This is a genomic window from Stenotrophomonas sp. KH_029, assembly GCF_057839765.1.
On sequence record NZ_CM174498.1, the window covers coordinates 1,992,137 to 2,018,460 of the forward strand.

25 protein-coding genes are annotated in these 26,324 nt (G+C 68.0%); all 25 read right to left on the reverse strand.

Going from position 1 to position 26,324, the window contains the following annotated elements; translation table 11 throughout:
• The 25 genes from fliO to flgK all read right to left on the reverse strand — a co-directional run bounded on the left by fliO (position 1) and on the right by flgK (position 26,320).
• The gene (fliO, locus tag AC3ITM_RS09170) at positions 1–402 is read right to left on the reverse strand and encodes a flagellar biosynthetic protein FliO (protein WP_489269878.1); all 402 of its coding nucleotides are present in this window, start codon (positions 400–402) and stop codon (positions 1–3) included.
• The gene (fliN, locus tag AC3ITM_RS09175; protein ID WP_489269879.1) at positions 399–737 is read right to left on the reverse strand and encodes a flagellar motor switch protein FliN; all 339 of its coding nucleotides are present in this window, start codon (positions 735–737) and stop codon (positions 399–401) included. Before fliN ends, fliO begins: the two co-directional genes overlap by 4 nt.
• On the reverse strand, positions 734–1,741 hold the full coding sequence (gene fliM, locus AC3ITM_RS09180; protein WP_489269880.1) for a flagellar motor switch protein FliM: 1,008 nt from the start codon (positions 1,739–1,741) through the stop codon (positions 734–736). Before fliM ends, fliN begins: the two co-directional genes overlap by 4 nt.
• A gap of 9 nt (positions 1,742–1,750) precedes the next feature.
• Positions 1,751–2,284 (reverse strand): flagellar basal body-associated FliL family protein, encoded by a 534-nt coding sequence (locus AC3ITM_RS09185; RefSeq protein ID WP_489269881.1) that lies wholly within the window; start codon positions 2,282–2,284, stop codon positions 1,751–1,753.
• Between the two features lie 499 nt (positions 2,285–2,783).
• Positions 2,784–3,920 (reverse strand): flagellar hook-length control protein FliK, encoded by a 1,137-nt coding sequence (locus AC3ITM_RS09190; protein ID WP_489270068.1) that lies wholly within the window; start codon positions 3,918–3,920, stop codon positions 2,784–2,786.
• On the reverse strand, positions 3,920–4,378 hold the full coding sequence (gene fliJ / locus AC3ITM_RS09195) for a flagellar export protein FliJ (protein ID WP_228886913.1): 459 nt from the start codon (positions 4,376–4,378) through the stop codon (positions 3,920–3,922). The genes AC3ITM_RS09190 and fliJ overlap by 1 nt, the downstream gene beginning before the upstream one ends.
• Positions 4,379–4,381: 3 nt before the next feature.
• Positions 4,382–5,764, reverse strand: a complete 1,383-nt coding sequence (locus AC3ITM_RS09200) for a FliI/YscN family ATPase (protein WP_489269882.1) — start codon at positions 5,762–5,764, stop codon at positions 4,382–4,384.
• Entirely contained in the window at positions 5,761–6,396 is a 636-nt protein-coding gene (locus AC3ITM_RS09205; protein ID WP_489269883.1) for a FliH/SctL family protein, read from the reverse strand. Before AC3ITM_RS09205 ends, AC3ITM_RS09200 begins: the two co-directional genes overlap by 4 nt.
• Positions 6,393–7,379 carry a flagellar motor switch protein FliG gene (gene fliG / locus AC3ITM_RS09210; protein WP_489270069.1) on the reverse strand — a complete coding sequence of 329 codons (987 nt, stop codon included), beginning with the start codon at positions 7,377–7,379 and terminating at the stop codon, positions 6,393–6,395. The genes AC3ITM_RS09205 and fliG overlap by 4 nt, the downstream gene beginning before the upstream one ends.
• Before the next feature lie 13 nt (positions 7,380–7,392).
• Complete coding sequence (gene fliF, locus AC3ITM_RS09215; protein ID WP_489269884.1) at positions 7,393–9,036, reverse strand: flagellar basal-body MS-ring/collar protein FliF; 1,644 nt, start codon at positions 9,034–9,036, stop codon at positions 7,393–7,395.
• 27 nt (positions 9,037–9,063) lie between these two features.
• A complete protein-coding gene (gene fliE, locus AC3ITM_RS09220) occupies positions 9,064–9,426 on the reverse strand; it encodes a flagellar hook-basal body complex protein FliE (RefSeq protein WP_489269885.1) in 363 nt (120 codons plus the stop codon).
• 636 nt (positions 9,427–10,062) lie between these two features.
• The gene (locus AC3ITM_RS09225) at positions 10,063–11,559 is read right to left on the reverse strand and encodes a sigma-54 dependent transcriptional regulator (RefSeq protein WP_489269886.1); all 1,497 of its coding nucleotides are present in this window, start codon (positions 11,557–11,559) and stop codon (positions 10,063–10,065) included.
• Complete coding sequence (locus AC3ITM_RS09230) at positions 11,556–11,933, reverse strand: response regulator (RefSeq protein WP_228886919.1); 378 nt, start codon at positions 11,931–11,933, stop codon at positions 11,556–11,558. The genes AC3ITM_RS09225 and AC3ITM_RS09230 overlap by 4 nt, the downstream gene beginning before the upstream one ends.
• Before the next feature lie 14 nt (positions 11,934–11,947).
• Entirely contained in the window at positions 11,948–13,357 is a 1,410-nt protein-coding gene (gene rpoN, locus AC3ITM_RS09235; protein ID WP_489269887.1) for an RNA polymerase factor sigma-54, read from the reverse strand.
• A 274-nt stretch (positions 13,358–13,631) separates the two neighbouring features.
• Positions 13,632–14,264: a response regulator gene (locus AC3ITM_RS09240; protein ID WP_228886921.1), complete on the reverse strand. Its 633-nt coding sequence runs from the start codon at positions 14,262–14,264 to the stop codon at positions 13,632–13,634.
• Positions 14,265–14,383: 119 nt separating this feature from the next.
• Positions 14,384–14,980: a PilZ domain-containing protein gene (locus AC3ITM_RS09245; protein ID WP_489269888.1), complete on the reverse strand. Its 597-nt coding sequence runs from the start codon at positions 14,978–14,980 to the stop codon at positions 14,384–14,386.
• A complete protein-coding gene (locus tag AC3ITM_RS09250; protein WP_489269889.1) occupies positions 14,977–15,285 on the reverse strand; it encodes a hypothetical protein in 309 nt (102 codons plus the stop codon). The genes AC3ITM_RS09245 and AC3ITM_RS09250 overlap by 4 nt, the downstream gene beginning before the upstream one ends.
• Positions 15,285–15,701 (reverse strand): flagellar export chaperone FliS, encoded by a 417-nt coding sequence (fliS, locus tag AC3ITM_RS09255; protein WP_228886924.1) that lies wholly within the window; start codon positions 15,699–15,701, stop codon positions 15,285–15,287. Before fliS ends, AC3ITM_RS09250 begins: the two co-directional genes overlap by 1 nt.
• Before the next feature lie 133 nt (positions 15,702–15,834).
• Positions 15,835–17,217 carry a flagellar filament capping protein FliD gene (gene fliD / locus AC3ITM_RS09260; protein WP_489269890.1) on the reverse strand — a complete coding sequence of 461 codons (1,383 nt, stop codon included), beginning with the start codon at positions 17,215–17,217 and terminating at the stop codon, positions 15,835–15,837.
• Positions 17,218–17,653: 436 nt separating this feature from the next.
• Positions 17,654–18,826, reverse strand: coding sequence for a flagellin (locus AC3ITM_RS09265; protein ID WP_489269891.1), 1,173 nt, complete (start codon positions 18,824–18,826; stop codon positions 17,654–17,656).
• Positions 18,827–18,907: 81 nt separating this feature from the next.
• Complete coding sequence (locus tag AC3ITM_RS09270; RefSeq protein WP_489269892.1) at positions 18,908–20,083, reverse strand: flagellin; 1,176 nt, start codon at positions 20,081–20,083, stop codon at positions 18,908–18,910.
• A gap of 71 nt (positions 20,084–20,154) precedes the next feature.
• The gene (locus tag AC3ITM_RS09275; protein ID WP_489269893.1) at positions 20,155–21,321 is read right to left on the reverse strand and encodes a flagellin; all 1,167 of its coding nucleotides are present in this window, start codon (positions 21,319–21,321) and stop codon (positions 20,155–20,157) included.
• Between the two features lie 442 nt (positions 21,322–21,763).
• On the reverse strand, positions 21,764–22,678 hold the full coding sequence (locus AC3ITM_RS09280) for an IS110 family RNA-guided transposase (protein ID WP_489266115.1): 915 nt from the start codon (positions 22,676–22,678) through the stop codon (positions 21,764–21,766).
• Positions 22,679–23,240: 562 nt separating this feature from the next.
• On the reverse strand, positions 23,241–24,443 hold the full coding sequence (gene flgL / locus AC3ITM_RS09285; RefSeq protein WP_489269894.1) for a flagellar hook-associated protein FlgL: 1,203 nt from the start codon (positions 24,441–24,443) through the stop codon (positions 23,241–23,243).
• Entirely contained in the window at positions 24,440–26,320 is a 1,881-nt protein-coding gene (flgK, locus tag AC3ITM_RS09290; RefSeq protein WP_489269895.1) for a flagellar hook-associated protein FlgK, read from the reverse strand. The genes flgL and flgK overlap by 4 nt, the downstream gene beginning before the upstream one ends.
• Positions 26,321–26,324 lie beyond the last annotated feature (4 nt).

Below are 26,324 nucleotides of genomic sequence, written 5' to 3' on the forward strand. Positions count from 1 at the left end.
TCAGGGTTCCTTGCGCAGCCGCTGTTGCAGCAGCTGGGCGAAATTGGGCAGGTGTTTGAAGTCCGGCAGGCGTGCCGGCGCCGGCGTGGGCAGTGGCTCGGGCAGCTGGTGCAGGGTGCGGATGCCGCCGGCGGTGACGCCCAGCAGCAGCTGCTCGCCGTTGACCTCCACCACCACCACCCGTTCCTTGGCGCCGACGTTGAGGCTGGCTACCACCCGCAGGCCTTCGGCCGGGCGGAAGCCGCTGCCGGGCATGCGCTTGAGCAGCCAGCCCAGGCCGACGATCAACGCCAGCACCGCCAGCAGGGCCAACACCGCGCCGAACATGCTCGGCGCGGCGGCGGCATGCTGGCCGACCTTGACCGCCGGCGCGCCGGCGGCGATGAGCAGCGATGCGATCAACGCAGTCTCCGGATCCGTTCGCTGGGGCTGACCACGTCGGTCAGGCGCACGCCGAAGCGGTCGTTGATCACCACCACTTCGCCATGGGCGATCAGGGTGCCGTTGACGAACACGTCCAGCGATTCGCCGGCGCCGCGCTCCAGTTCCACCACCGAGCCCTGGTTGAGCTGCAGCAGGTTGCGGATCGGCAGGCGGGCGCGGCCCACTTCCAGCGACAGCGTGACCGGTACATCCAGGATCACGTCCAGGTTCAGTTCCGGGCCCGCGCTGGTGTCGTCGGACTGCAGGGTGGTGAACTGCGCCGGTGCCGGTTCATTGGATAGGATGTCGTTCATTGCGGGTCTTCCTGGATAACGGGAACACGCGGGCGGGTGCCCGGCGGATGGGTGGCGGTGATCTTCACGGCGTTCATGCCGTTGGCGACGCCGAACTGGCCGGTGAACACCGGGATGTTCTCCACGCACAGCGGCACCTGCGGCGGCAGTTCGATCGGCAGGATGTCGCCGACCTTCAGGTTGGTCAGCTCGCGCAGGCTCATGCGCTTGCTGGCCAGTACGCTGGACAGGGTGACCTCGGCGATGTTGAGCTGCTCGCGCAGCATCGTGCCCCAGCTTTCGTCGCGGTCGTTGCGGTCGCTCTGGATGCCGGCATCGAGCAGTTCGCGGATCGGCTCGAGCATCGAGTAGGGCAGGGTGACGTGGATGTCGCCGCCACCGCCGTCCAGTTCCACGTGCAGGCGGCAGACCACCACGTACTCACGCGGGGTGACGATGTTGGCGAAGTGCGGGTTGATTTCCGAGTTGATGTATTCCAGCTCCACGTCCATCACCGGCGCCCAGGCTTCGCGCAGGTCGGCGAAGGTCTGCTTGAGCAGCAGGTGGATCACCCGCATCTCGGTGGGGGTGAATTCGCGGCCTTCGATGCGGGTCGGGTAACGCCCGTCGCCGCCGAAGAAGTTGTCCACGATCGCAAACACCAGGGTCGGCTCGAACACGATCAGCCCGGTGCCGCGCAGCGGCTTGAAGCGGATCAGGTTGAGGTTGGTGGGCACATACAGCGAGTGCATGTAGTCGTTGAACTTGATCAGCTCGATGCCGCGCACCGACAGCTCGGCCGAGCGCCGGATCAGGTTGAACAGGCCGATCCGCCACAGCCGGGCGAAACGCTCGTTGACCATTTCCAGGGTTGGCATGCGCCCGCGGATGATGCGGTCCTGGCTGGCGAAGTCGTAGTTGCGCGCTTCGCCGGGGGGGGCGGCATCGATCTCGGTTTCGACCGCACCCGAATCCACGCCGTGCAGCAGCGCATCGATTTCGTCCTGGGAGAGCAGGTCATTCATGGTGTGCCCTTACTGGGTGACGAAGCTGGTGAACAGCAGTTCGTCGGCGCCGGGCTTGCCGGTTTCGGCCTTGAGCAGCTTCTGCACTTCGGCCAGCGAGTCGGCCTGCAGGCGTTCCTTGCCGGCGCGGTCGGCGATCTGGCTCGGCTGGACCTGCGAGAACAGCATCAGCAGCTTGGCGCGGATGGCCGGGGCATGCAGCTTGATGCTCTCCAGCGCGGCCGGGTCGCGGGTCATCAGCTGCACTTCCACCTGCAGGTAGCGCGGGCCGTCGAGGCTGCTGTTGAGGTTGACCACGAACGGCGGTTCCAGCCCGAAGTACTGTGCCGGTGCCGGCACGGCCTTGGACGCGGCCGGCTTGGCCGGGGCCTTGTCGTGCTGGGAGGACGTGGCGAAATACCACGCACCGCCACCGGCGGCGCCGGCGGCGAGCACGGCCACCAGGGCGGTGACCAGCAAGGGGCTGCGCGGTTTGGCGGCCTTGTCCTTGTCGGCGGATTTCTTGGTTTTGTCGGCGGCTGCGGCCACGAGGGGAAGCTCCATTGGATTGCTTCCTGGCTACATGCAAAGGGTGTGCCGAACCACGACGGTTTCTCGTTGCCGGAAATTTGACGGCGAAGGCGACGCCGGAACTCGACAGTCAGTGGGATGCCGGGCCTTGCCCGGCAGCGTCATGCGCTCAGGCGAACAGCCGGTGGCCAGCGATCCTCTGGTTGGGCGGGACGGTGCGGGTTTGCGGGGGACGCCGTGAACCCATCCATGGGGGCTTGGTCGCCGCATCCATGCGGCTCACACCCCCGCAAACCCGCCCCGACCCGCCCCGACCCGCCTTTGACGGTGTGTCGTTGCCACGGGAGAGCAATAGCACGGTGAAACCACCATGCTTCGGACTCGCTAGGCGAGTCTGCTCTTCCTATGAGGACCGATCCCGCAAACCCGCACCGGACGGCCCAGTTCGGGGCATGCCATCAACCAGCGGCTGTTAGCCTGAATGCATGAAGCCGCTGGCAACGGCCAGCGGCCCTGGTGGTCCTTCGCAGGATCAGGCGTACGCATCCACCAAACCGCGCTGACGCATCAACTGCGACGGCGAGACGGTGGTGTCGGCCAGCGCCGGGTCCGCGTCGGGGCCGGCCTGGCCGGCCTGACCGCTGCCGGCCTTGCCGTCCTGGGCGGTGTGCTGCTGGCCCACGTCGGCGTTGCCGAGCTGGAAGCCCTGTTCGCCCAGCAGTTCACGCAGGCGCGGCAGGCTGGTTTCCAGCGCGTGGCGGACCTCGGCATGGGCGCTGCTGAAGCTGGCGTGGACCTTGTCGCCGTCCATCTGCAGGCGCACTTCGATCTGGCCCAGGTCGTGCGGGGTGACCTTGATGACCGCGTGGCCGATCTTCTGGTCGGCCAGCCAGCCGATGCGGGCGCCAATGGCGTCGTCGAAATCATCGCCGCCTACCTGTACCGGCGCGGTCGGGTCGCCACTGAACGGTGCCGCGGCGACGGCCGTCTTCAGCTCGGCCACGCTGTGCAGGGCGTGCAGCAGCGGGGTGGGCGGGGCATCGGCATCGGCTCCTGCGCCGGCGATGGCGTCGGTCACCGCCGTCGGCAGGACGGTGTCGGTGTCGACCTCGGCGTCCAGCGGCAGGGCGATCGGCGCAGCCGCAGTGCTGGTCGCCGTGGCTGCCGTCGCGGGCAGGCCGGTCGACGCGTTCGGAGCGGCGGCTGCGGCCGTCGGCAACGCCGGCAACAGCGGATCTGCCTTGGCCGTTGCCGGTGCATCGGCATTGGCGGCGGGTGGGGCCATCACGCTCACCGCTTCCAGGCCGGCCAGGGCCAGCCCGGCCAGGCCCAGCGGCGGCCACGGCGCGGCGTCGCTGTCGTCGGCCGGCTCGCCGGGGGCGGGCTTGTCGGTGGCGGCGGCAGCGGGCGTGGCGGCGGGGTCGCCGGCCGGGGCCGGTTCGCTGCTGCCGGGGCGGGGCGGGGCCTCGTCGGCCGCGGGGCTGCCGTTGTCGGCAGGCGCGGTGGCGGCTGGCGTGGGCGCGGTGGTCTTGCCGCCGCTGTCGGCCTTGAGCAGCGCGTCAAAGTCCCGACGGTCGCTGCCGGCGCCCGTGCTGCGTGGGCCGGCGCCGGGCGTACCGGCGCCGCCGGTGGAAGCCGGGGCGCTGCTGCCAAGCAGGGTGGGGGGCATCACGGGGTCTCTCCGCTGTCGGTGTCTTCGTTGCGGGCCAGGCGGCTGCGGCGCGCGCCCAGGTCGTCCATCTCGCGCTGGTCGCGGCGGTCGGTGACCACTTTTTCCTGCGCGCGGTAGCTGGCCGCCAACTGCTCCAGCACCGCCTTGTCGCGGCTGGCCAGGATCAGGCGGGCGCGTTCGGCGTCGACCTTTTCGCGGTTGTGGTCCACGGTCTGGCGCTGCTGGGCCACCGCGCTGTCCAGGCGGTCCAGGAACGCGCGGCGGTTGAGCAACTGGGCCGGGCTGGTGGCGGCCAGCTGCGCGTTGGCGTATTCCTCGGCGTAGCGGCGCAACTCGTCCAGGCGCGACAGATGGGTGTCCAGCGCACTCTGGCGTTCGGCCAGGTCGCGGGCCACCTCGTCTTCGTGGTCCTGGGCACGCTTGAGCAATGGGTCGAATCGCTTGGATTGCATCATGGCTTAGCTCTCTGGTTCCACCAGGCGCTTGAGTGCGGCCTGGCTGTGTGGCAGGTCGGCGGCCTTGCCAACGTCCTGGCCGAGGAATTCAACGATGTCCGACCAGCGTTCCAGTGCTTCGTCGGTGGCCGGGTCATTGCCCCGCTGGTAGGCGCCGATCGCGATCAGGTCGCGGTTGGACGAATACGCCGAGACCAGCCGCTTGAGCTTGCGGATGCGCAGCCGCCACGGTTCGTCGGCGATTTCGGTGACCACCCGGCTGACCGACGATTCCACGTCGATGGCCGGATACAGGCCGCTGTCGGCGACCCGCCGCGAGAGCAGGATGTGGCCATCGAGGATGGCGCGCGCCGCATCGGCGATCGGGTCCTGCGGGTCGTCGCCTTCGGTCAGCACGGTGTAGAAGGCGGTGATCGAACCGCGGCCCTTGGCGCCGTTGCCGGCGCGCTCGACCAGCGCCGGCAGCTTGGCGAACACTGACGGTGGGTAGCCGCGGGTGGTGGGCGGCTCGCCGACCGACAGGCCGATTTCGCGCTGGGCCTGGGCAAAGCGGGTCAGCGAGTCCATCAGCAGCAGCACGTTCAGGCCCTGGTCGCGGAACCATTCGGCAATGGCGGTGGCGCGGTAGGCGCCGTGCAGGCGCGCCAGCGGCGGCCGGTCGGCCGGACTGGCCACCACCACCGCGCGACGCAGGCCTTCCTCGCCCAGGGTGCTTTCGACGAAATCGCGCACTTCGCGCCCACGTTCGCCGATCAGGCCGACCACGATCACGTCGGCGGCGGTATAGCGGGTCATCATGCCCAGCAGGGTGGACTTGCCCACGCCCGAGCCGGCGAACAGCCCCACGCGCTGGCCGCGGCCGATCGGCAGCAGCGCGTTGATCGCGCGCACGCCGACATCCAGCGGCTGGGTGATGGGTTCGCGCGCCAGCGGGTTGATCGATACCCCGGCCATGCTCACCGTGCCTTCGGCGCGGATCGGGCCCTTGCCGTCCAGCGGCACGCCATCGCTGTCGATGACCCGGCCGAGCAGGCCTTCGCCCACTTCCACGCCGCCGCGCCCCAGGACCGGAATCACCCGTGCATTGGGCAGCAGGCCATGCAGTTCGGCGCTGGGCATCAGGTAGGTGCGTTCGCCGGCGAAGCCGACCACTTCGGCATCGACCCAGCCGCCATCGGCCACTTCGACCTTGCAGCTGGCGCCCATCGGCGATTCGCAGCCGACCGCTTCCAGGGTCAGGCCGACCGCACGGCGCAGCACGCCTTCGCGGATCAGCCCGCGGCCATGGGCCCCGTCGGGCTGGATGCCGTCCAGGCGGGCGGCCAGGCGCAGGTTGCGCGCGGCGGCCCAGTCGGCGGCGGGCGGAATCACCGGGTCGGTGTTCATGCGCTGGCTCCGGATTTGCGCAGCACCGCGTCCAGCGCGCCACGCAGGCGCGCCTCCAGGGTGCCGTCGATGCGTACCGCTTCGGCATGCACGCGCAGGTCGCCCCGGCTCAGGCTGAGGTCGGCGCTCAGGCGCTGGTTGGCCGACAGCTGCAGCAACGGGGTGAGCGCGGCGATATCGTCCGGGTGCAGGCGCACCTCGACCTCGCGGTTGGCACCGCCGACTGCATCCACCGCTTCATCCACCAGCTGCGCCAGCAGCGCCGGGTCGGCCTGGTAGGCGCGGCCGACCAGGGTGCCGGCGATGCGCACGGCCAGTTCGCCCAGCGCGGCCACGACTTCGTTTTCCAGCCGTACCAGCGGCCGGCCGAAGTTGTCCAGGATGCCCTCGATCTGCGCGATCAGGCGGCGCACTTCGGCCTGGCCCTGGGCCAGACCGTCGGCGTGGCCCTGCTCGAAGCCGTCCTTTTCGGCGCTTTCCTGGATCGCCTGGATCTCTTCCAGGGTCGGCAGTTGCAGCAACGGTTCCGGCTCGTGTTCGGGATCGGAGTCGGTGAGTTCGAACTGCTCGTCCTGCAGCGGTTCGGGCACCGCCAGCAGGTCCGGGGCAAGCCAGCGCACGGCATTGTTCACAGCATCGCCTCCGCGTTGCCGCCGATGGTGACGGTGCCTTCATCGGCCATGCGCTTGACGATGGCCAGGATCTCGCGCTGGGCCACTTCCACATCCGACAACCGCACCGGGCCGCGCGCTTCCATGTCCTCGAGCAGGATTTCGGCGGCGCGCTGGGACATGTTGCGGGTGATCTTGTCGCGCACCTTGATGTCGGCCCCGCGCAGGGCCAGGCCCAGCCGTTCGCCGCTGACTTCGCGCAGCACCAGCTGCAGCTCGCGGTCGTCCAGGTCGACCAGGTCGTCGAACACGAACATCAGGTCCTGGATGCGGGTACTCAATGGCGCGTCGATGCGGGCGATTTCGCCCAGGATCGCCTGGTCCTGGCCGCTGTCCATGAAGTTGAGGATGTTGGCCGCGCACTGCACGCCGCCGATGTTGGACGACTTCAGGTTCTGGTTGCCGGCGAACTGGCGCTCCATGATCTCGTTGAGTTCGTTGAGCGCGTTGGGCGGGATGCCGTCCAGGGTGGCGATGCGCAGCAGCACGTCCACCCGGGTGCGTTCGGGCAGCAGCTTGAGCGCGTCGGCGGCCTGGTCGGTTTCCAGGTGGGCCATGACGATGGCGATGATCTGCGGGTGTTCGTTGCGCACCAGGTCGGCGACCGCGCGCGGGTCCATCCACTTCAGCGCATCCAGGCCGGTGGTGTTGCGCCCGAGCAGGATGCGGTCGATCAGGTTACCGGCCTTCTCGCTGCCCAGCGCCTGCACCAGCATGTTGCGGATGTAGTCGTCCGAGCCCACCCCCAGCGAGGTCTTGGAACCCAGTTCGGAATTGAACTGGTCCATGACCCATTCGACCTGGTCGCGGGTGATGTCGGTCATGGTCGCCATGGCGATGCCGATCTTCTGTACTTCCTTGGGTTCCATGTGGCGCAGCACTTCGGCCGCGTCCAGTTCGCCCAACGACAGCAGCAGCACGGCAGCGCGCTGGACGCCGGTCAGCGGTGGGATTGCATCAGTCATTGGCCACCCAGCCCTTGACCACCTGGGCCACGCGCTTGGAATCGGTCTTTACAGCTTCACGCGCCATGCGCAGTCGTTCCTCGTAGGAGTCCACCGGCAGTGCCAGCGGTTCATGCCCGGCCGCATGCAGGCGGTCGCTGCCCAGTACGGGCAGGCCTTCGCCGTCATCGACCAGCTGTACGTCGGCCGTGTGCGGTTCCAGGGCCTGGTCGCTGTCCTTCCTGTTCTGGCCGGTGATCGAGCGCAGCGCCGGGCGCAGTACGCCAAACACCAGGGCCAGTACCACGATCGCGCCGAGCAGCAGACGCAGGCCGTCCTGCACCTGCGGCAGTTCCCACCACTTGGGGCCTTCGACCGGGACGACCTCACGCACGAACGGGGCGTTCATCACCGACACCGTGTCGCCACGCTCGGCGTTGAAGCCGACCGCCTGCTTGACCAGGGCTTCGACCCGGGTCAGCTCGGCGGCCGACAGCGCCTGCTCGGTGCTCTTGCCGTTGGCGCCGGCGCGCGGCACGTTGTCCACCAGCACCGCCACCGAGACCCGCTTGATCCGGCCGGCCGGTTGCCGGGTGTGCTGCAGGGTGCGGTCCAGCTCGTAGTTGCGGGTGGCGTTCTTGGCCGTTTCGGTCGGCACCGCGGCGGTGGCCGGCGCGGCGGCCGGGCCGGGCGGGGTGTTGCTGGCGGCGCCGGGCACGCCCTGCGGGCCGGGGGTGCTGGTGCTGTTTTCGCTCATCTGCTCGCTGCGCAGCTTCTGCGGCTCGCCGTTGTAGAGCTCGCGGGCTTCCTCGATCACCGAGAAATCCATGTCCACGCTGGTTTCCGGGTTGACCCGGCCCGGGCCGGTCATCGGTTCGAGCAGTTCGCGGATGCGCTGGTTGAACGAGGTTTCCTGGCGGCGCACCTGTTCGAACTGGGCGGCATTCATCGCCGCATCGCTGTTGGGGTCGGACACGCTGAGCATGCGCCCGCTCTGGTCGACCACGGTGACCCGTTCCGGCGCCAGGTCGGGGATGCTGGCGGCGACCATGTGCACGATCGCATCGATCTGGCCGCGCTCGAGCTGTTGGCCGCCGCGCAGTTCCAGCACCACCGAGGCACTGGCCACGTCGCGCTGGCGGGTGAACGCGCTGGGCTTGGGAATGGCCAGGTGCACGCGCGAATCGCGGACCGGGCGCAGGGTGTTGATGGTGCGCGACAGTTCGGTCTCCAGCGAATGCTGGTAGCGCGCGTTCTCCATGAACTGGCTGACCCCGAAGCCGGGGTCGCGTTCCATCAGCTCAAACCCGAGCCGGCCGCTGTCGGTCAGCCCGGAGCCGGCCAGCTTCAGCCGTGCATCGTGCAGGTTCTTTTCCGGCACGGTGATGCCGCCGGTGGCCGGGTCCAGTTCGAACGGAATCTGCGCGGTGCGCAGCAGGTCGGTGGCCTCGGCGGTGGCCTTCTGGTCCAGCCCGGTGTACAGCGGCACCATGCCCGGCTTCTGCGACCAGAAGAACACGAACAGCCCCGCCGCCACGGCCACGGCGATCATCGCCATCATGCCGAGCCGACGGGTGATCTGCAGGCTTTGCAGCCGGTCGAACCACTGGCCGGCCTTTTCGGCGTTCAGGGATTCCTTGGAAAGCGACAGGGCCATGCGTTTCTATCCTTGCGACAGCGCGCTTTACAGCGGCATGTTCATCACGTCCTGGTAAGCCTGGACGAGACGGTTGCGGACTTCCACGGTGGCGCGGAAGGCGATCTGGGACTGCTGCGAGGCGACCATCACCTTGGCCAGGTCGGCACCGGGCTCACCCAGTTCGAAGGCCTTGGCGAGGGCGCCGGATTTCTGTTGCGCTTCGTTGACGCCGGCGATGGCGCCACGCAGGGTTTCGGTGAAGCTGGGGCCTTGCACTTCCTGGGGAGAGACCAAGCCCTGGATGGCATTGCTCTTCGGCGCCTCCGTCAGCGGGCTGACGGCGGACTGGCCCATCTGGGTCTGGAAGGAGCGGATCTGGGTGAGGACGGAGTTGACGGAGTGCGACATCTGGAACGTTCCGTAAGCTGGGATGGGGGATACAGGTGAAGACGTTGCAAGTGGCGTGCCGAAACCGCTGCACCGTTCAGCAAGGTGGTGGTGAACGGATTTCCGTCGCGGCGTCGCCGGTGCGGGGTGGGGCCGGGCAACGGCGATGGCGGGCGCGTACGGTGACGGATCGCCGGCGTCAGAAAACCAGCAGGGCGCTGTTCGCGTTGTTGGCCATGGCGATATCGAAGCGGGGCGAGGCCGGGAACCGGGCCTGCCGGCGTGGCATTGCGATGGGCGTCGGACGATGCCGGACGACGGCCGAAAATCCGCCCCGTCGCGTCGGCCTTGGTAGGGTCGGTTCCCAAACGACTGCCGATGGACGTGCCACGCCGTTGCACGCATGACCCGTGATCGGAAAAGCGCCTCCCCGTTGTGGGTCATGGCGCCATCGAATGGTGGGGGTGTCGTGGCAGTCGTTTGGGAACCGACCCTACCAGGGCGGGCCTAGCGACCGCCGATGGACCGCGCCATGCCGTTGCACGCATGACCCGGGATCGAAACGGCACCTTCCCCGAGGCAGGTCATGGCGCCATCGAACGGTGGGGGTACGCCGGCAGTCGTTTGGGAACCGACCCTACCGGCGTGGTGCCTGGTTCAACCGGCCAGTTCGGCGTGGTCGCGTTCGATGCCGTACTTGCGCAGCTTTTCCACCAGGGTGGTGCGGCGCAGGCCGAGCAGCTGGGCGGCGTGGGCGACCACGCCCTGGGTGCGCTCGAGGGCTTCGTTGATCAGGTTCAACTCGATGTTGGCCATGTGGTTGCGCAGGTCCAGCCCGGCGTCGGGCAGGGCGGCACTGCGGGTGACCGGGCCGATGCCGTTTTCCAGTGGCGCCGCGGCGCCCGGGGCCGGGGTGTGGAAGGAGAAGCTGCGCAGGTCCAGGCGCTCGTCGACGGCCGGAGCCGGCGCAGGCGTGGCGACGACGGCACTGGCAGCGAAATCGCCGCGGTAGCGCGCCGGCAGGTCCTGCACGCGCACGTGACCGGACGGATGCAGCACCGCCAGGCGTTCGACCAGGTTGGTCAGCTCGCGCACGTTGCCCGGCCACTCATACCCGGCCAGCGCCTGCAGGGCCTCGGCGGTGAAGCGCACTTCGCCGCGGCCGGTGCGGGCCAGCTGGCCGGCGATGGTGGTCACCAGCGCCGGCAGGTCTTCGCTGCGCTCGCGCAGCGCCGGGACTTCGATCGGGAACACATTGAGGCGGTAGAACAGATCCTCGCGGAACTTGCCGTCGGCGATGCGCGATTCCAGGTCGCGATGGGTGGCGGCGATCACCCGCACGTTGCAGCGGATGGTCTGGTTGCCGCCGACCCGCTCGAAGCTGCGCTCCTGCAGCACGCGCAGCAGCTTGACCTGCATCGGCAGGCTCATGTCGCCGATTTCATCCAGCAGCAGGGTGCCGCCCTCGGCCATTTCAAAGCGGCCCTTGCGCGCATTCAACGCGCCGGTGAACGCGCCTTTTTCGTGACCGAACAGTTCGCTTTCCAGCAGATCGGCCGGGATCGCGCCGCAGTTGATCGCCACGAACGGGCCATCGCGGCGTGGCGAACGCTGGTGGATCGCGCGCGACACCACTTCCTTGCCGGTGCCCGACTCGCCCAGCACCAGCACGGTGGTGTCGAAGGCGGCGACCTGGTCGATCATCCGGCGCAACGCGGTGACCGCCGCGCCGTCGCCGGTGGGCCCCTGTTCCTGCACGGCGCCGGCCTGGTGCTCGGCGTCCAGCCGCTTGAGGCTGGCGCGGCGCAGCAGGGCTTCCATCTGCGCATGCCGCAGCGGCGCCTCCAGCGGCCAGACATTGGCATCGTGCAGGCCATGCTGGCGGGCGAACGCGCCGGCATCGCCGTCGATCAGCATCACCGGCGGCGGCAACGGGCCCTTGCCGGCCCAGGCGAACAGCGCATCGCTGCGCGCGCCGGGGTCCAGCGTGCCGATGATCACCGCCATCCAGTCGTTGGGGCGCTGGCGGGTGGTGTCGATGTCGGCTGCGTCGGCAACCCAGCGCGGGTTGAAGTCCATGAATTCGAGCAGGGCAACGGTGCGTTCGGCCCGCACCGCGTCGTTGTCCAGCACCAGGATGCGTGATTCGCTCATGCTGCATTCCCCTTCAGGCTTTCCAGGATCGGCATGACTTCCTGGATGTAGGACAGTTTGCTGACGAAGTTGTCGGCACCGGCACGCAGGGCATGTTCGCGGTGTTCGACGTCATCGAAGTGGCTGGCGATGACGATGTAGGGCGCATCGTCCTGCGACTTGATCAGGCGGGTGGCCTGCAGCCCGCCCATCTCCGGCATCGCCAGGTCCATCAGCACCACCTGCGGGCGCAGCGACTCGGAGCGTTCGATCGCCTCCAGGCCGTTGGCCGCGCTGCCGATCACTTCCAGCCAGTCGACCTTGCGGAAGTGGCGCATGGCAGCGTTGATGAAGCCCTCGTGGTCGTCGACCAGCAGGACGGTGAGCTTGTTCATGGCGTGCATTTCCTTCAGCCCACCCGGGCCAATTGCGGGGTGCGGGCATTGCCACGGCGGCGTTCGCGGGCCGGGGCGATGTCCAGTTGTTCGCGGTATTTTGCAACGGTGCGACGGGCGATGTTCACCCCCTGGCGCGACAGGAGGCCGGCGATGGCCTCATCGGCCAGCGGCCGGCCGGCCGGTTCGGCGTCGATCAGCCGGCGCACCATGGCCTTGACCGCCTGCCCGGAGACGCTGGCGCCTTCCAGCCTGACGGCGAAGAAGTGCTTGAGCTCCAGCGTGCCGCGCGGGGTCTGCAGGTACTTGCCGGTGGTGATGCGCGACACAGTGGATTCGTGCATGCCGATCGCATCGGCCACTTCCTTCAGGGTCAGCGGCGCCATCGCTTCCTCGCCGCGGGTCAGGAACCCGGCCTGGCGTTCGATGATCACCCGGGTGGTGCGCAGCAGGGTGTCATAGCGCATCGACAGCCCGCGGGTCAGCCAGCGCGCTTCCTGCAGCATCTCGCGCAGCGGCTGGGCGGCCTCGCCGGCCTCGGCCAGGGCGTGTTCGTAGCCGGGGTTGATGCTCAGGCGGCGGCTGGTGGCCGGGTTCAGCGCCACCCGCCACTGGCCGTCGGCGTGCCAGGCGATGACATCGGGGATGACCACGCCGGTGCGGTCCGGCAGCAGGCTTTCGCCCGGGCGCGGCTGCAGCGACAGGATCAGCCGCACCGCCTCGCGGATGTCGGCCACCTCGGCGTCGAGCTGGCTGGACAGAGCCGTGTAATCGTGGGCGGCCAGGCTGGCCAGCCCTTCATCGAGCACGCGCTGGGCCAGGTGCCGGGCCGGCACGCGGCCGGGCAGGGCGCGCAGCTGCACGCTCAGGCATTCGTGCAGGTCGCAGGCGGCCAGGCCGGCCGGGTCGCCGTGCAGGATCTGCTGGCGCACCGCTTCCACCCCGGCCGCGTCGACGTCGCAGCGGGCACTGGCCAGCAGCTGCAGCTGGGCCAGGGGCGCCTGCAGGTAGCCGGCGTCGTCGCAGTGCTCCAGCCAGAAGCTGGCCACCGCCAGTTCGCGCGCATCCAGCTCCAGCGCCAGGCGCTGCAGGGCGCGCAGCTGCGGGTCGCTGGACTCGTCGGCGGCGATGCGCTGCAGGCGGTCGTCGTCGCCGTCCTGCCAGCTGGCGCCGGCCACGTCCCACATCGCGCTTTCCGGCAGCTCGTCGAAGGCGGCCACTTCCAGCGTGGTGGTCGGCTCGCTGGCCTCCTCGGCGGCCGGCTCGGGCGCTTCTTCCAGTTCCAGCAGCGGATTGGTGTCCAGGGCGCGGCGGATCTCCAGCTCCAGCTGCATGCCATCGAGCTGCAGCAGCCGGATCGACTGCAGCAGTTGCGGCGTGAGGTGGAGCTGCTGACCCATCTGGGTCGACATCGTCGGTTTCATGCGTTTTCCCCGTTGCGCCGACTCCCCGGCGCGGTATGGAACGCATCTTGCTTGTGTTCGGGCAGGGGCGGAATCAGGGGGTTCCTGAGTGCTGTCGTTATCCTCCTGACAGTGCGTCAGGAAAACCCCTACGCAGGATCGACTTTTTGACGCGGCCGCCGGCCAGTGCCTTGCAAATACTGGGCTGGCGTGGCCCGGCACCGTTCAAAATTCCGACGGCAGTCGGTCCGGTCCGGGCGGGGTGCCGGGGAATCGACGCCGCCGGCGCCGGCGTTCACTCCAGCTCGTGCTGGTGGCGGGCGGCCAGCAGCAGCAGGTCGTTGGCGCGGCGGCAGCCCAGCGACTCCATCATCCGCGCGCGGTGGGTTTCCACCGTCTTGACGCTGATGCCCAGGTCGGCGGCGATTTCCTTGTTGCTCTCACCACGGCCGATCTGGCGCAGGATCTCGCGCTGGCGTGGCGACAGCGCGGCCACGCCGGTCGGCTTTTCCCGGCCCAGCATCGGCGCCAGCATCTTGGCCGAGATCTGCGGGCTCAGGAACACCTGGCCGGCATGGGCCGCGCGCAGTGCCAGTTCCAGCTCCTGCGGGGCCGCGTCCTTGACCACGAAGCCGACCGCGCCGCGGTCCAGCGCATCGCGCACGTGCACTGCATCGTCGTGCATGGTCATCATCACCACCCGGCTGCCCGGGGCGCGCAGCAGGATGTCGCTCAGCGCCTCCAGGCCGGTGCGGCCGGGCAGCGACAGATCCATCAGGATCACATCGGGGCTGTGCTGGATCGCCAGCTGTAGGGACTGCTCGGCATTGCTGGCCTCGGCGACCACGTCCACGTCGGCAAAGCCCTGGAGCAGGCGGCTGAGGCCGGCGCGGACCAGGGTGTGATCGTCGACGATGAGAACGCGCACAGGCAGGCTTCGGCAGATGTTAAGGCGGGGTGACCACCTTAACGGAGTGGCGGGCCAGCGCCAAGCCGATCACGTCACGGTCTGGTCGGTCCTGGGCCGGCGATCCCCAGGATGCCGGCTCAGGTGTCCGCGGGGCGGCGCTCGGCCAACCGCGCCTGGGCAATCTGGCGCCGGTGCAGGCGGAACAGGTGGCGTTCCAGCGCCATTTCCAGCGCATCGCTCATTGGCTCGAAGCGCAGCCACAGGAAATGCGCGCCGGCGCCGGTGGCCGCTTCGGCCAGCACCGCCACGGGCAGGTCGATGTGGTCGGGCAGCCACTCGCAGGGCTGCAGCCGGATCACCCCCAGGCTGCCGGTGGCCGCGCCGGTGCGCAGGCCCAGTTCCAGCCGGATGCCGCGCCGCGACCAGCGCAGCGGGCGCAGATCCAGGTCCTGCGCGCTCTGCCGGACCAGCCGGCCCAGCAGCACCATGGTCAGGTCCAGCTTGGCTTCCAGGCGCTGCAGCTGGGCGGTGGATTCACCGCGTTCGTCGTGGTCTTCCCCACGCGAATCCTCCACCAGCGCCACGCTGCGCAGCAGCATCTCGGCACTGCCGGGGCGGATCACCGCGCTGCCCAGGCGGAACTCGGCCGGCAGCGCCAGCTCGCAGCTCAAGGTCTCATCGAACAGCTCGCTTTCGGCCGGATGGTGGATGGCGCTGGGACGCGGCTCGGTCATGTCAGGGCTTCGGCAGTGAGGTAGGCACGGGCAGCGCGGCCGGCGGCCACGCCCTGGCGCAGGTGCCGGGCGGCGTCATCGCGCTGGCTCATCATCATCACCATGATGCGCTGCTGGCGGCCTTCCAGGGCGGTCAGCCCGGGCACATCGTCGAAGGCGCCGGGCTGGGCCAGGAAACGCGCCTGCTGGGCGTTAAGGGTGTCCAGGCAGGCGCCGGCCCGGGCGTGCTCATCGCCCAGCAGCGCGGTTTCCAGCGCATCCAGCACGGCGTTGAGGTCGGCCAGGCAGAGCGGGGCGGCGCTCATCAGACCGTGGCCGCAGCGGGCGTGCGCTGGTCGCGCGGGATCGCGTTCCAGGCCGCATCGATCTCGCCCAGCAGCTCCAGCGATTCGCGCAGGGCCTCGGGGTCGTTGTGCAGGTTGGCTTCGGTCAGGCGCTGCATGACGTAGTCGTACAGGGCCGACAGATTGCCGGCGATCTCGCCGCCGGCTTCATGGTCGAGCGAGCCGTTGAGGTGGCCGACGATCGCGCAGACCTCGCCGATCGCCTTGCCCTTGCGGGCCTGGTCGCCGCCTTCCAGGCAGGCCTGGGCCAGCCGCACGCGTTCCAGCGCACCGGCCAGCAGCAGCGCCACCAGCTTGTGCGGGTCGGCATCGGTGATCGAACTCTGCACGCCGACCTGGCGGTACTGCTCGGTGAACTGACGGTTTGAGCCGTACATCAATCATGTCTCCTTCGTGCGGGGCCGCGTGCCTCGCGAGGTCTGCGGCACCGGGGTGGAGCCTGCGTTGGGTGCTGCGTCGCTACTGGTATCGGCCGCGTGCGCGGTGAACTTGAGCACGCCGCCGTATGCATCACTTGGACAACTGGCTGAGCTGGGAACTCAGCGAGGAAGTGGTCTGGCTGAGCTTGCCCATCAGGGCATCCAAGGCCAGGAACTGCTTCTTGTAGCGCGCCTCGACCCCGGCCATGCGCACATCCAGCGATTTGCGGCGCTTGTCGATGTCGGTCAGGCTGGCAGTGATGCTCTTGCTGCGCGACACGAACGCGCCCTCCTTGCCGACCGTGGTGCTGACGTAGCCGTCGACCATGGTGAACAGCTTGGCCGCCGCACCGTCATCGCCGGTCAGCGCCTGGCGCACCGCACCGGCCTGGTTGACCAGCGCCGCTTCGAACTTGGTGCCGTCCAGCACCAGGCTGCCGTCGGCGTTGGGGTAGGCGCGGGTCTGCAGGCCCAGGGTCTTGGGGTCCAGTCCGACCGCGGCCAGGTCCTTGAGCACCCCGCCCATCATCGCGCGCAGCTGGCTGGAGGCGCCGCGCATCTGCGCATCGCCGGTCAGCGACGAGGGCTCCTTGTTCTCCATGTCGTACTTGGTTGCGGTGTTGATCGCACTGATCGCACCGTTGTAGGCGGTGACGAAGTCCTGCATGACCTTGCGCGCGGCGGCCACGTCGGTGCTGACGGTGACGGTGCTCTTGCCGGCCTTCTTCAGGTTCAGGGTCAGGCCCGGAACCACGTCGGTGACGGTGTTCTCGCTGGCCACCACGGCCACGCCATCGATGGTCAGCTTGGCGTCGGCGGCCGGGGTGCGCTCGGACATGCTGGCCGCCAGCGCGGTCAGGCCGGCATTGCCGGCCCCGGCGCTGAGCTTGATCGCGTTGGCGGTACCGGCCTTTTCCTGTGACAGCGACAGGAACTGGTTGTCGCCCGAGGCGATCAGGGTGGCCTGCACGCCCAGGCTGCGCCCGGCCTTTTCGATCTTGGTGCGGATCGAGGACAGGGTGTCGTCGGCCTCGACCTGGATCTCCAGGGTCTTCTTCTTGTCGCCCACGCCCACCTCCAGCGACAGGGTGCCGGCGCCGAAGGTCTGGGTCTTGGGGATGGCGGTGTCGGCGATCCACTTGTTGGCCGTAGCCAGCTGCTGAACGTCGATTTCATGGCTGCCGGTGGCTGCCGAATTGGTGCTGGTGACCGTCAGGATATCGTCGGTGCCGCTCTTGGTCGCACTGACCAGGCGCGCGTCGAACGCGGTGGAGGCCTTCAGCGCCTTGAGCGAGGTGCTCAGCAGGTCGAACGCGGACTTGACCGTGCCCACCGCCGACAGCTGCATCTTGGCCTTGGACTGCTGCAGGTTCAGTGCATTGTCCGAGGGCTTGCGGTCGGCCGCCACCAGGCTGGCTACCATGCCGGAAATGTCCAGTCCCGAACCGATGCCGCCGTAACCAAAGTCAGCCACGTTGTTTCTCCTGTCTGTGGGCCGTCGCGGGGTGCCGCGTGGCCGTGCCGTCAACGAATGTAGCGGCCGTAGCCGCCAGGTCTTTAGAACCACGTTGATGCAGGAGTTGTGCCAGAAGCCCGGCGCGGAAGGTTGGCACGCGCATTGCAGGGCACTAGGGGCGGGACGCGATGCAGGTCCGGCCGGTGGTCTGTAAAAGACCCTCCTCCAATGCAGAGGAGGGGTCAGGCTTACTGAAAAGCGGGGGGAGACGAAGCCACCCGGGGTGTTCAGTCAAAACGCAACGCTGATAACAGTTCTACCGCAGGGGCGGGCCATGGCCACGGTGGCGTGGCTGCCGGGGAGAGATTCCGGCCCATGGCCATGGCCCGTTCCTGCGCGATCGTGCCGGGGTTGCCCGCGCCGCCGGCCTGGGCCGGCGGCGCGGACGCGTGGATCAGCGCAGCAGGCTGAGCACGTTCTGCGGCACCTGGTTGGCCTGGGCCAGCATGGCCGTACCGGCCTGCTGCAGGATCTGGGTGCGGGTCAGTTCAGCGGTTTCCTTGGCGAAATCGGTATCCTTGATCCGGCTGCGCGAGGCCGACAGGTTCTCCGAGGAGGTCTGCAGATTGGCCACCACCGAGGTGAAGCGGTTCTGGACCGCACCGAGGTCGGCGCGGGTGTTGTTGATCGAGCTCAGCGCCTTGTCGACCACTTCCAGCGCCTGCTGTGCACCCTTGACGGTGGACACGTCGATCTTCTCGGCGAACTGCTTGGTGCCCTGGGTGGCAGCGGCAGCGCCGGCCAGGTCGGTGGTGAACACCGTCGCCACGCCTGCATCGTTCACGCTGTCCTTGACCGAGGTCAGGGTCAGCGCGCCGGCAGCATCGGCTTCGGCATAGACGCCGGTTTCGCCGATCTTGGCGTTGATGTGGGCGGCCAGCGCCTTGCCGGCGGCCACTTCGTTCTGCGCCGCGGTGCCGACACTCTTCATGTCCAGCTTGTCGAACTTGACTTCGGTGCCCTTGCTGTCGGTGATGCTGAAGGCAGCGATGGCGACGTCGGTGTCATCGACACCAGTGACCTTGGTCACTGCCGCGGTGGCGAACTGGGCGCCGCCCAGAGCGTTGGCCTTGGCGTCCACGACCTTGTCGATGGCGATGGCCTGGCCGGCGTTGGCGCCGACCTGGAACAGCTGGCTGGAGAACGAGCCGTCCAGCAGCTTGGTGCCGTTGAAGTCGGACTGCTTGGCGACGCGGTCGATTTCGCTGACCAGCTGGGTCACTTCGGCCTGCAGGGCCTTGCGGTCGCTGGCCGAGTTGGTGGCGTTGGAGGCCTGCACCGACAGTTCACGGACGCGCTGCAGGTTGTTGCCGATTTCGGTCAGCGAACCTTCGGCGACCTGGGCCAGCGAGATGCCGTCGTTGGCATTGCGGATGGCCACGTCGGTGCCGCGGATCTGGGTGCCGAAACGCTCGGAGATCGCCAGGCCGGCCGCGTCGTCCTTGGCGCTGTTGATGCGCGAGCCCGAGGACAGGCGCTGGATGGTGGTGGCCAGGGAGCTGCCGCTGGTGCTCAGGTTGCGCTGAGCATTCAACGACATCGTATTGGTGTTGATGACTTGGGCCATGGGAGTTCCTTCAGGCTTGGATGAAACATGGGACGGTGGAGACGGCGCCGGTCAGCCCGGCGCCGTTGCAGCAGGCGTGGATCAGCGCAGCAGGCTGAGCACGTTCTGCGGCACCTGGTTGGCCTGGGCCAGCATGGCCGTACCGGCCTGCTGCAGGATCTGGGTACGGGTCAGTTCGGCGGTTTCCTTGGCGAAATCGGTGTCCTTGATCCGGCTGCGCGAGGCCGACAGGTTCTCCGAGGAGGTCTGCAGGTTGGCCACCACTGAGGTGAAACGGTTCTGGATAGCACCGAGGTCGGCGCGGGTGTTGTTGATCGCACCCAGGGCCTTGTCGACCACTTCCAGCGCCTGCTGGGCACCCTTGACGGTGGACACGTCGATCTTGTCGGCGAACTGCTTGCCCGGCACCGGGGTGGCTGCGGCGAAGCCGGCCAGCGAGCTGCCGATGGCGGCGAACGCACCGCTGCTGTCGACGCTGTCCTTGACCGAGGTCAGGGTCAGGGCGCCAGTGTCATCGGATTCGGCGTAGACGCCGGTTTCGCCGATCTTGGCGTTGATCGCAGCGGCCACGGCCTTGCCGTTGGCTGCGGTGTTGGCGGCCACGTCGCCAACGCTCTTGACCGTCATCGCGGCAAAGTTGACCACCGCGCCCTTGCTGTCGGTGATGGTGAAGGCAGCGACGGCGGTATCGGTGTCGGCAACACCGGCAATCGCGGTGGCAGTGCCGCTGGAGAACTGGGCGCCGCCCAGAGCGTTGGCCTTGGCGTCCACCACCTTGTCGATGGCGATGGCCTGGCCGGCGTTGGCGCCGACCTGGAACAGCTGGCTGGAGAACGAGCCGTCCAGCAGCTTGGTGCCGTTGAAGTCGGACTGCTTGGCGACGCGGTCGATTTCGCTGACCAGCTGGGTCACTTCGGCCTGCAGGGCCTTGCGGTCGCTGGCCGAGTTGGTGGCGTTGGAAGCCTGCACCGACAGTTCACGGACGCGCTGCAGGTTGTTGCCGATTTCGGTCAGCGAACCTTCGGCGACCTGGGCCAGCGAGATGCCGTCGTTGGCATTGCGGATGGCCACGTCGGTACCGCGGATCTGGGTGCCGAAACGCTCGGAGATCGCCAGGCCGGCCGCGTCGTCCTTGGCGCTGTTGATGCGCGAGCCCGAGGACAGGCGCTGGATGGTGGTGGCCAGGGAGCTGCCGCTGGTGCTCAGGTTGCGCTGAGCATTCAACGACATCGTGTTGGTGTTGATGACTTGTGCCATGAGGAGAGGTCCTTGAGCAGTGCACGTACGATGGGTTAGACGCTCCTGACGTGCTTCAGGAGCGGCTCATGTCAGCGCTGCAACAGGCTGAGCACGTTCTGTGGAACCTGGTTGGCCTGGGCCAGCATGGCGGTGCCGGCCTGTTGCAGGATCTGGGTACGGGTGAGTTCGGCCGTTTCCTTGGCGAAGTCGGTGTCGCGGATGCGGCTGCGCGAGGCCGACAGGTTTTCCGAAGAGGTCTGCAGGTTGGCCACCACCGAGGTGAAGCGGTTCTGGATGGCGCCGAGGTCGGCGCGCACGCTGTTGACCGATTCCAGCGCCTTGTCGACGATTTCCAGGGCCTTCTGCGCGCCGACGTAGGAGGACACATCCAGGCTCTGGACGAACTCGGAGGTGGCGGTGGCCGCCACCGAGCTGGGCGCGGCGGCGGTGGAGTCGGCCAGGCTGAGCTGGGTGGCGCCGGTGATGACCAGGTCGCGGTCGGCCTGCACCGAGGTCAGCTTCAGGCGCTGGGTGTCCGGGGTGCCGGCGGTGGTGACCACTTCGGCATAGACACCGGCTTCGCCGATCCTGCTGTTGATCTGGGCGGCGGCCGAGGCGGCGAATTCGGCGGTGGTCTTGCCGGTGATGGTGCCGATGGTGGCGCCGTTGATGGTGACCCCGGCCAGGTCGGTGATGGTGGCGATGTCGCCGGTGCTGTCCACCGGGGCGGCGAACTTGGCATTGCCCAGCGAGCTGGCCTTGGCGTCGACCACGTTGTTGATGGCGATGGCCTGGCCGGCGTTGGCGCCGACCTGGAACAGCTGGCTGGTGAAGCTGCCGTCCAGCAGCTTGGTGCCGTTGAAGTCGGACTGCTTGGCGACGCGGTCGATTTCGCTGACCAGCTGGGTCACTTCGGCCTGCAGGGCCTTGCGGTCGCTGGCCGAGTTGGTGGCGTTGGAGGCCTGCACGGCCAGTTCGCGGACGCGCTGCAGGTTGTTGCCGATTTCGCTCAGGGAGCCTTCGGCGACCTGGGCCAGCGAAATGCCGTCGTTGGCATTGCGGATGGCCACGTCGGTGCCGCGGATCTGGGTGCCGAAACGCTCGCTGATGGCCAGGCCGGCGGCGTCGTCTTTCGCGCTGTTGATGCGCAGGCCCGACGACAGGCGCTGGATGGTGGTAGCGAGCGAGCTGCCGCTGGTGCTCAGGTTGCGCTGAGCGTTGAGCGACATCGTATTGGTGTTGATTACCTGTGCCATGGGTCGTCTCCCTTATTGGAATCCCGGTGGTGAATGGAACGAAGCGCCGCCTGTTTTTTTGTTTGGCTGTGTGCTTCGCTGTTGCCAAATCAATAACGGCGCTTTGTCAACAACCTTTAGGCGGAAATCTCGCTGAGGTTGCCTGGCGGGCCATCCGGGGCCATGGCGGGCCGGCCGGACATAAGGCTTAACGGCCCTGGAGGCTGAAATTGAAGGGGTTTTTGCCATGAGGCCGGATCCTGCCCGGCTGCTCCGAGCCAGCCACAGCCGAGCCCCAGTCCGGATACGTCCGGGGGAGTGCCGACCCGGGCGGGTTGGCGGGACACGCCGTAAATCCATCCTTGGAGCAACTGTGTTGCCGGGGAGCTTCCCCGTGCCCGGCGCGCAGGCACGGTAGTGCCGGCCGCTGGCCGGCAGCCTTTTGAGGCCCTACGGGCGCGCGTCAGGCGGGGATCGATCCGCTTTGGGCGTCGCGCACGCGGGCGTTGAGGATCACCAGCATCTTCCGCATCACCGCCACGATGGCCACTTTGCCTTCCTTGCCGCGAGCTCGCAGCGACTGATAAAAGTCGCGCAATCGCGGTTCATGCCGCATGGCCGACATGCTGGCCATATAAAGCACCTGACGGATCTCGGCTCTGCCGCCATGGATGCTTCGTTTCCCACGTATCGTCCCGCTGTCGTGGGACATCGGCGCCACCCCAACCAGACTGGCGATGGCCTTGCCGCTGATCTTGCCCAGCTCGGGCAGATAACTGGCCAGTACCGCCTGCAGCCCTGGACCGACGCCTTTCATCGACTTCAGCACAGCCAGTTGAGGCTGCTGAGAGACCTGCTCGGCAATCTGCTTTCCCAGTCGTTCAACCAGCGTATGCAGGCGTGTGATATTGGTCTGCAGCAGCTGGCGCAATTCACGATTGCCCACCATTTCCTGTTGCTGCCGCGCGACGGTTAGCGCGTGCATCGCCTGTCGACGTGCGCACACGAATTCCCGCATCTTCTGCTGCCAAGGCTCCAGCGGCTGATAGGAAGGCAGTTTCACCAAGGCAGCCATCTGCGCCAATGCATAGGCGTCCAAACGGTCGGTCTTGGCCACCTGGCCAAGGCCTTGGGCCAGTTTTCGGGCCCGCAGGGCATTGGCCCGGACCACCGGATGACCTGCCTTGTGCAGGAAGTCCAGCACGGGCTGCTCGTAGCCGCCGGTGGCCTCCAGCACGATCTGGATCGCCGGGTGTTTCCTCAGCCAAGCGTCCAATTCAGCAAAGCCAGAGCGGGTATTGCTGACCCGCAGGGTCTCCCCGTCCGTCGTGCCAACATCAAGCTGGCGCTTGCTGACATCAATCCCGATCCCGTTCATCGCCCGACTCCGTATAGTCTGGAAGGGTCGAGAGCTCCCCCGCTTGCCCAGTCTTATCACTGCGAGTGTCAGCTCCAGCAACTGTTCGGGCGGATCAAGGGAGATTCCGGCGTGGGCGCCAAGCTCCATGACGATCGTCGAGATCCAGGCTTGCACGGCGGCCCACGCCGGCTCTCGACGCCTACGCTGCCAGATTCCGAACAGATAAGGCTCGGCGAAAACATCCATGTTTTCGACGGTCCCGCCAACCCACCCGGGCCGACCCTTCCAAAGTGGGTCGGTGCGCAGGGGAAGAGCGAGAGGCGGCTAGCGTTCAAGCAATCCAATGACACGCATCCATGTGGCTGAGAATGCGGTAGGGTCGGTTCCCAAACGACTGCCGATAACGGGGATCGGCGCGACGAACGCATGCTGCGCATCGAAGCAGGCTTGCACGCTCTCACGCGCGCGCGGGCGCGCCAGGCGTCGACTCCAGCGCTGGCGCATTTGACGACGCAAAAAAAAGGCCGCGATGCTCAACGCATCGCGGCCTTCGGGCCAACCAGGCTTTGGTGTCGCGCGGTCAGCGCAACACGTTGAACAACGACATCTGCTGCATCTGCGAGAACAGGGTCTGCGCGGCCTGCAGGGCGGTGCTTTCCAGCTGGTACTGGCTGATCGCGTCGGCGTAGTCCAGGTCGCGCATCTGCGACAGCGTGCCCTTGAGGGTGACCGTGTTGGACTCGCGCATGTCTGCGGCATTGTCCAGCGCTTTGAGCTGGGCACCGCCGGCGGCGCGCGAGTCGATCATCCGTTCGGAGGCGCGGGCAACGTCGCGCAGGCCGCTCTGCAGCAGGTTCTGCTGGGCGGCCGACTTGCCGGCGCTGCCGGTGTCCATCTTCAACGAGCCGATCAGGCTGTCCAGGGTGCTGAAGATATCGCGGCTGGTGGCCGCGCTGACCTCGAAGCGGTCGCCGGCGGCCGGTTTGCCGTCGATGTGCAGGCGCACGCCGTTGAGCACCAGGTCATCGCCGGCCTTCATCGTGCCGGTGGACACCACCGCACCGCCGGCGTCGAGCACTTCGTACTGGTCGGCGGCGGTGAAGCGCACGCTGAAGGGCTGGCCGTTCCAGCTGTCGCTGCCGTCGCGGGTGACATTGGTCAGCACCCCGGTGCCGGTGTTGGCGGTGTTGGCCGCGCCGTCGACGTGGCCGTCGCCGGTGCCGATGCGCAGGAAGATCTCGCTGCCGGGCAGGGCGTCGAGCACGTAAGTGTCCGGGCCGACCTCGACCTGGCGCTGGTTCTGGTCGCCGTTGTAGACCACCTTGCCGTCGACCTGGCTGAACGGCGGGCTGTCATCGGCGGTGCCGCCGAACAGGTAGCGGCCGGTGCCGTCGGTGCTGTTGGCCAGCGCCAGCAGGTTGCCGCGGATCGCCTCGATCTCGGTCACCATCGACTGCTTGTCGGCCGCGGCCAGCGCCGGATTGTTGGCATAGATGGTCAGCTCGGTGATCCGCCCCATCATGTCGCCGACCTGGGCCAGCGCGTTCTCCTGCAGGCCCAGCCGGTTCTGCACGTTGTTGGCGTTGAGCTTCATGCGGTCCAGCGAGGCCAGCGTGCGGTCCAGGCCCACGGCCGCGCCGGAGGCGACCGGGTCGTCCTTGGCGGTGACCAGGCGGCGGCCGGTGGCGATCTGCTGTTCGAGGTGGCTCATCTTGGCCTGCTTGGCCATCATCAGCGATACCGACTGCTGGAACATCATCCCGGTGGAAATGCGGTTGTTCATCGGCTTACGGCTCCGAGGATGGTCTGGAACATGTTGTCGGCGGTGGAGATCAGCTGCGAGGCGGCCTGGTAGGCCTGCTGCAGGCGCAGCATGTCGGCCGCTTCCTCGTCCAGGTTGACCCCCGATACCGCATCGCGCGCGGACTGGGCCTGGTCGGTGATCACCTGCTGGGCCTGCAGCGAGTAGTCGGCCGCGCGTGCGGCCGCGCCCACCTGGGTGGTCAGCCCGCCGAGCGCGCCGCCGAGGGTCACCGTGCCATCGTTGAACGCCTTGGCCTGTTCCACCTTGGCCAGCAGCAGGGCGTTGCTGTTGTCCGACGAGCCGGCCGGGGTGGGCGCGATGTTGAAGGTGTCGCCGGTCTTGGGGGCGCCGTCGAGCACGAAACTCCAGCCGTTGGCGCTGATGGTCTGGCCGGCGGTGTAGGTGAACGGGCCGGCGCCGTCGATGGTGTACTGGGTGCCGCTGGTGAACACGATCGCAGCCGGATTGCGCAGGGCGGCATTGTTGTGGTCGGCGACCTTCACCCCGGTGAGCTTGCCGGTGCCGGTGTTGGCCATCGCGGCGCTGCCCTTGATCGGCGCGGCCGCGGCGATCCGCGAGGTGTCGGTGATCGCCACCGCCAGGCTGCCGGCCACGCCGGCGGTGGGCTGCAGCAGCATGCGGTCGTTGAGCGCCGGGGTGCCGCTCATCACCAGTTCCACGCCATTGAGCAGCAGCGGATCGGCGGCGCTGCCGGTGCCGGTCATCGGGATCGTCGCCCCGGTGTCGGCGCGGCTGGCCTGCCACTGGGTGCCGTCGAACTTCAGCACCACGTTGTGCCCGTCCAGCTTGGACAGGTCGCCGAAACGGGCGGTCATGCCGGCGGTACCGGTGTTGTTGGCGTTGCCGGTGACCCGCGGGTTGCCGATGTTGAAGAAGTCGCCGCCCAGGTTGCCGTACAGGTCGGCGCCCTGGCGATGCACATCGTTGAAGCTGCTGGCCATGCCGATGGCCAGCTTGCCCAGCTCGGCCTGGGTGGGGGTCAGCACGGTGTCGCGGAATTCCAGCAGGCCACCGATCTGGCCGCCCAGGGTCTTGGGCGCCAGAGAGATCGTCTGGCCGGCGCTCTCCAGCGCCAGCTGCAGGCGCTCGGGCATGTACGGGTCGGCCACGGTGGTGACCCGCGACGCGGTGGTGCCCACCACCAGGGCCTGGCCGCCGGCGGTGTAGACATTCATGATGCCGCCGTCCTGCATCACCGCGTTGCCGCCGGTGTAGCCGACCAGGTTGGCGATCAGCTGGTCGCGGCGGTCGAGCAGGTCCGGCGCGGCATTGGCCGCGTTGCCGCCGATGGCGCCGTTGAGCTGGGCGATCTCCTTGGCCAGCCGGTTGATCTCCGACGCGCCGGCGATCAGGCCATTGTTGACTTCGCCATTGAGCGTATCGAGCTGGCCGTTGAGCTGCTGGAAGCGGCTGGCCAGGGTCTTGCCACCGTCGAGCATGTTCTGCCGGTCGGAGGTGCCCGAGGCATTGGAGGACAGCCCGCTGACCGTATCGAAGAAGCTCGACCAGACCCCGGACACGTTGGTGGCGGTGTCGGAGAACATCGCATCGACGCGGTCGGCCATGCTCGACAGCTGTTTCAGGCGGGCCAGCTCGCCACTGCCATCGAGCAGGCGCGAGATCGCCAGCTGGTCGGCAACGCGGCGGATGTCGGTGATGCGGGTGCCGTTGCCGACGTCGCCATAGCCGAAGTTCTGCGGGTTGGCGGTGGCGAAGTCGACCTTCTGCCGGGTATAGCCGGGGGTGTTGATGTTGGCCACGTTGTGGCTGGTGGTCGCCAGCGCCCGCTGGAAGGCGAGCAGGGCGCTGGTGCCGGTGGAAAGTACGCTGGACATGGAT